5 protein-coding genes are annotated in these 3617 nt (G+C 64.7%); 4 read left to right on the top strand and 1 reads right to left on the bottom strand.

The genetic code is table 11. From position 1 onward, the window contains the following. From VKP01_RS02605 to VKP01_RS02590, 4 genes are all read left to right on the top strand, one after another. Positions 1–233 (top strand): hypothetical protein (locus VKP01_RS02605; RefSeq protein WP_324410075.1); only part of this gene is annotated, 233 nt, incomplete at its 5' end. Between the two features lie 223 nt (positions 234–456). Further along, positions 457–798, top strand: coding sequence for a VOC family protein (locus tag VKP01_RS02600; protein ID WP_324410074.1), 342 nt, complete (start codon positions 457–459; stop codon positions 796–798). A 178-nt stretch (positions 799–976) separates the two neighbouring features. Next, positions 977–1594 carry an XRE family transcriptional regulator gene (locus tag VKP01_RS02595; RefSeq protein WP_324410073.1) on the top strand — a complete coding sequence of 206 codons (618 nt, stop codon included), beginning with the start codon at positions 977–979 and terminating at the stop codon, positions 1592–1594. A 69-nt stretch (positions 1595–1663) separates the two neighbouring features. Further along, on the top strand, positions 1664–2908 hold the full coding sequence (locus VKP01_RS02590; protein WP_324410072.1) for a UbiH/UbiF family hydroxylase: 1245 nt from the start codon (positions 1664–1666) through the stop codon (positions 2906–2908). A gap of 6 nt (positions 2909–2914) precedes the next feature. On the opposite strand, the gene VKP01_RS02585 is transcribed toward VKP01_RS02590, so the two are convergent. Next, positions 2915–3617 (bottom strand): cyclopropane-fatty-acyl-phospholipid synthase family protein (locus tag VKP01_RS02585; protein WP_324410071.1); only part of this gene is annotated, 703 nt, incomplete at its 5' end.

Genomic DNA, 3617 nt, shown 5'->3' with positions numbered 1-3617 from the left:
GATCATGCGATCCTGCGCATTGTGCTGAGCCGGATACCGCGTCTGGCCACGTAACCACCGGGGACGTTGGCGCCCCTTTTGAACCCCGCGACCGCAACCTGCAAACCCCGCCCCTCACAGCACCCCCGCCGCCGAAAAGCGGCGGGCGGATCACCCTGCGCCGGCATCTCGAAAAATCCGACTGTCAGGTGAAACAGGCCCAAGATCAGACCGCGATGCATAAAGACGGCTAGGCGGCACCACCGTAGCAGCTGCGCAATTCCTTCTTGCACAAAGCCAGGCCATTCTCGCCATCGCGCCGACATGGGGGCATTCCGCGCTCGCCTGGGCGGAATATGTACTTCTTCAAGCGCAGAAAATCATAGATGATGCGAAGCGACGCGACTGAAACAACCCAAAATCTTCCTTGACCCACCCCGACCGTCGCTGTAAACACAAGAACAAAGGATAAACATCATGAGCAGCGACACTCTGAAAATCGATTATGTCGAGTTCAGCTCGCCGGACATGGAGGCGACGGAAAGCTTCTTTGCGAAGGCTTTTGGCTGGAGCTTCGTGGAGTACGGGCCGGATTATCGCGATATCCGGGAGGCCGGGCTGGGCGGGGGGATTGCGCGCAGCGAGGCGCAGGTGGCGCCGCTCGTCGTGCTGAAAGCCGAGAATCTCGAGAGTTCGCTGGAAACCGTGCGGCAGGCGGGCGCCGAGGTCACGAAGGAGATTTTTGCTTTTCCCGGCGGGCGGCGGTTCGAGTTCAGGGAGCCCGGCGGCACGCTGATGGCGGTCTGGAGCGATCCGTGAGCCGGCGAAGGGGCGTGCCTGATCAGCCGCTTTCCCTAGCGGCAGCACTTGTGCTGTCTGGCGTATGGCGTTGATTTCCCACCATTCCCGCTTGATCCGCGCCATTGCATTGGGCATGGTGCGTTCGTAGTTGCAAACGCGCGTTCCTTGTTACGAACGGGCCGGTGGATTGGTGATCATGGGTGTTGAAGGCCGAGAGCGGACCCGGGAGCTCGAATCGGGGGCGCAGCAATTATCGGGGCAGCTGGGCAAGACGATCCAGCGTTTGCGCAAGGCCTACAACCTGTCGCTTTCCGAGCTCGCCGAGCAATCCGGTGTCGCCAAGTCGATTATCAGCCAGATCGAGCGCAACGAGACGAATCCGACCCTCGCTACGATCTGGCGCCTGTCGCAGGCGCTCGACGTCTCGATCGAGCGGGTGCTCGCAAGCGCCGAGGACGAGCCGTTCCTGGAGAAATCCAACCGGCGCGACACGCCGATCCTCGTCTCGGAAGACGGCAAGATGCGGCTGGCCATCATCGGCTGGATCAAGACCGTCGAATGGCTGCAATGGTACGATATCTCAGCTGATCCCGGCGGTGTGCTCGAATCTGATGCGCATCAGCGCGGCTCCGTCGAGACGCTCTCCGTGCTGGAAGGCGATTTCGAAGTCGAGGTGGCCGGCGTGGTGCAGACTGCCCGCACCGGCGAGACGCTGCGCTATCGTTGCGACCGCCCACATGTGGTGCGCTGCATCGGCGAGAGGCCCGGCCGCGCGACCATGGTCTGTATTCTCAAGGCCGCCGTGATGGATTGAGGGCGGTGCCCGGTGGAAAGCGACGCTTCGTCGCTGCCATTTCGCAACGAAAAACACTATGTAGTGGAAATGAACGACCGTCATTACGATATCTGTGTCGTCGGCGCCGGCGCGGCGGGTCTCGCGGCGGCCCTGACCTTTGCCCGCGAGGGCTATTCCGTCGCCGTGATCGGGCGTGCGCATGCCCCGCGTGACGGGCGGACCGTGGCCCTGCTCGACGGCTCCGTGCATCTGATGGAGCGCCTCGGCGTCTGGGAGACGCTCGCGCCGCATGCCGCGCCGCTCGAAATCATGCGGCTGGTCGATGATACGGACAGCCTGTTTCGCGCACCGGTGGTGGATTTCAAATGCCGCGAGATCGGGCTCGATGCCTTCGGCTGGAATGTCGAGAACGCCAATCTGGTCGAGATACTCGGTGAGGCCGTGGCCGCGCGCCCGGAAATCGCCAGCTTTTCCAGCATGGCGACGGGCATCGGATCACAGGATACCGTGACCCCCGGATCGCATGATCAGCGGATCACGATCTCCCTGGATGACGGGAGCCGCATCGCTGCTTCGCTCGTCATAGCCGCAGACGGGCGCAACTCGCCGATGCGCCGCGCCGCCGGTATCCGGGCGCGCAGCTGGGCCTATCCGCAGGCGGCGCTGACCACGATCCTCACCCATGAGCGGGATCACCGCGACATTTCAACGGAATTCCACACCCGTCACGGCCCGTTCACGCTGGTGCCGCTGCCCGGGCGCCGCTCCAGCCTCGTCTGGGTGACGGAGCCCGACAAGGCCGAGCATCTGCGTCATTACGAGGATGCGGCGCTGGCGCGCGTGATCGAGCGGCAGGCGCATGCGATCCTCGGCAAGATGGCCATCGACGGGCCGCGCGGGGTGGTGCCGATGGGCGGGCTCGCGGTCGATCGCTTCCGCGCCGATCGCCTCGCGCTCGTCGGTGAGGCCGCGCATGCTTTCCCGCCGATCGGCGCACAGGGCCTCAATCTCGGCCTGCGCGACGTCGCTGCCCTGCGCGATGCTGTGGTGGGCACCGATGGCAGGGGCGATCCCGGGAGTACTACGGCGCTGTCGCGTTACGAACGCGGGCGCCGCTTCGACGTGCGCAGCCGCACGCTCGGCGTTGACATGCTCAACCGCACCCTGCTGTCGGGCCTGCTCCCCGCCGATTTCCTGCGCGGCACGGGTCTGCGCGCGCTCGCCGCCATCACGCCTCTGCGCCGGATGATGATGCGCGAGGGCGTCAGCCCACGCCTTGGTACGCCGCAGCTGATGCGCCGTGAAGCGTCTTCGATGCAGGCCCCGTTGTAAGCGCCCTCAACCAGTCATGCGGCGCGGCGCGCGCGGGCTGTGCTCTGCCTCCTCGCGCTCGCGCAGAGCGGCCTCGTTCCGTGTGATGTAATCACGCGTCATCGGCAAGGCATCGATGCGCTTGGCCAGCTGGATCTGAAAGACGACCAGGTGCTCGAAGCGGAACGCCGCCTCGGAAGCCGCGAGATAGAACTCCCACATCCGGCAGAAGCGATCATCGTAGAGCGCTTCGGCCTTATCGTGCCGCGCCATGAAGCCTTCGCGCCAATGTCGCAGCGTCTCGGCATAGTGCAGCCGCAGGATCTCGATATCCGTCACCCGCAGGTCGGACGCCTCGATTGCCGGCATGATCTCGGAGAGCGACGGCAGCCGCCCGCCGGGGAAGATGTATTTCGCGATCCAGGGATTGACCGGCCCCGGCGTTGTCGTCTTGCCAATCGTATGAATGAGCGCGATGCCGTCATCGCTAAGGAGTCGGGCGCATTGTCCGAAGAAGGTGGTATAGTCGCGCAAGCCAACATGCTCGAACATGCCCACCGAGACGATCCGGTCATAGGGGCCCTTCGTCTCGCGATAGTCTTCGAGCGCGAAGGCGAGCCGCTCCTCCAGACCCGCCGCCTCGGCGCGGGCGCGCGCGACGCCGAGTTGCTCGCGGGAGAGCGTAATCCCGGTGACGCGCCGCGCCTGTGCGTACTCGGCGAGATACAGC

The organism is Saliniramus sp. (genome assembly GCF_035311605.1).
In the GTDB taxonomy this organism is placed as follows: Bacteria; Pseudomonadota; Alphaproteobacteria; order Rhizobiales; family Beijerinckiaceae; genus Saliniramus.
Note: the sequence above shows the minus strand (reverse complement) of the source record. Positions and strands in the feature narration are given on the sequence as shown.

Excerpts from the sequence above, each read along its gene's own strand:
- VKP01_RS02595 (WP_324410073.1), top strand. The coding sequence starts at position 977 with ATGGGTGTTGAAGGCCGAGAGCGGACCCGGGAGCTCGAATCGGGGGCG.
- VKP01_RS02600 (WP_324410074.1), top strand. The coding sequence starts at position 457 with ATGAGCAGCGACACTCTGAAAATCGATTATGTCGAGTTCAGCTCGCCG.
- VKP01_RS02590 (WP_324410072.1), top strand. The coding sequence starts at position 1,664 with ATGAACGACCGTCATTACGATATCTGTGTCGTCGGCGCCGGCGCGGCG.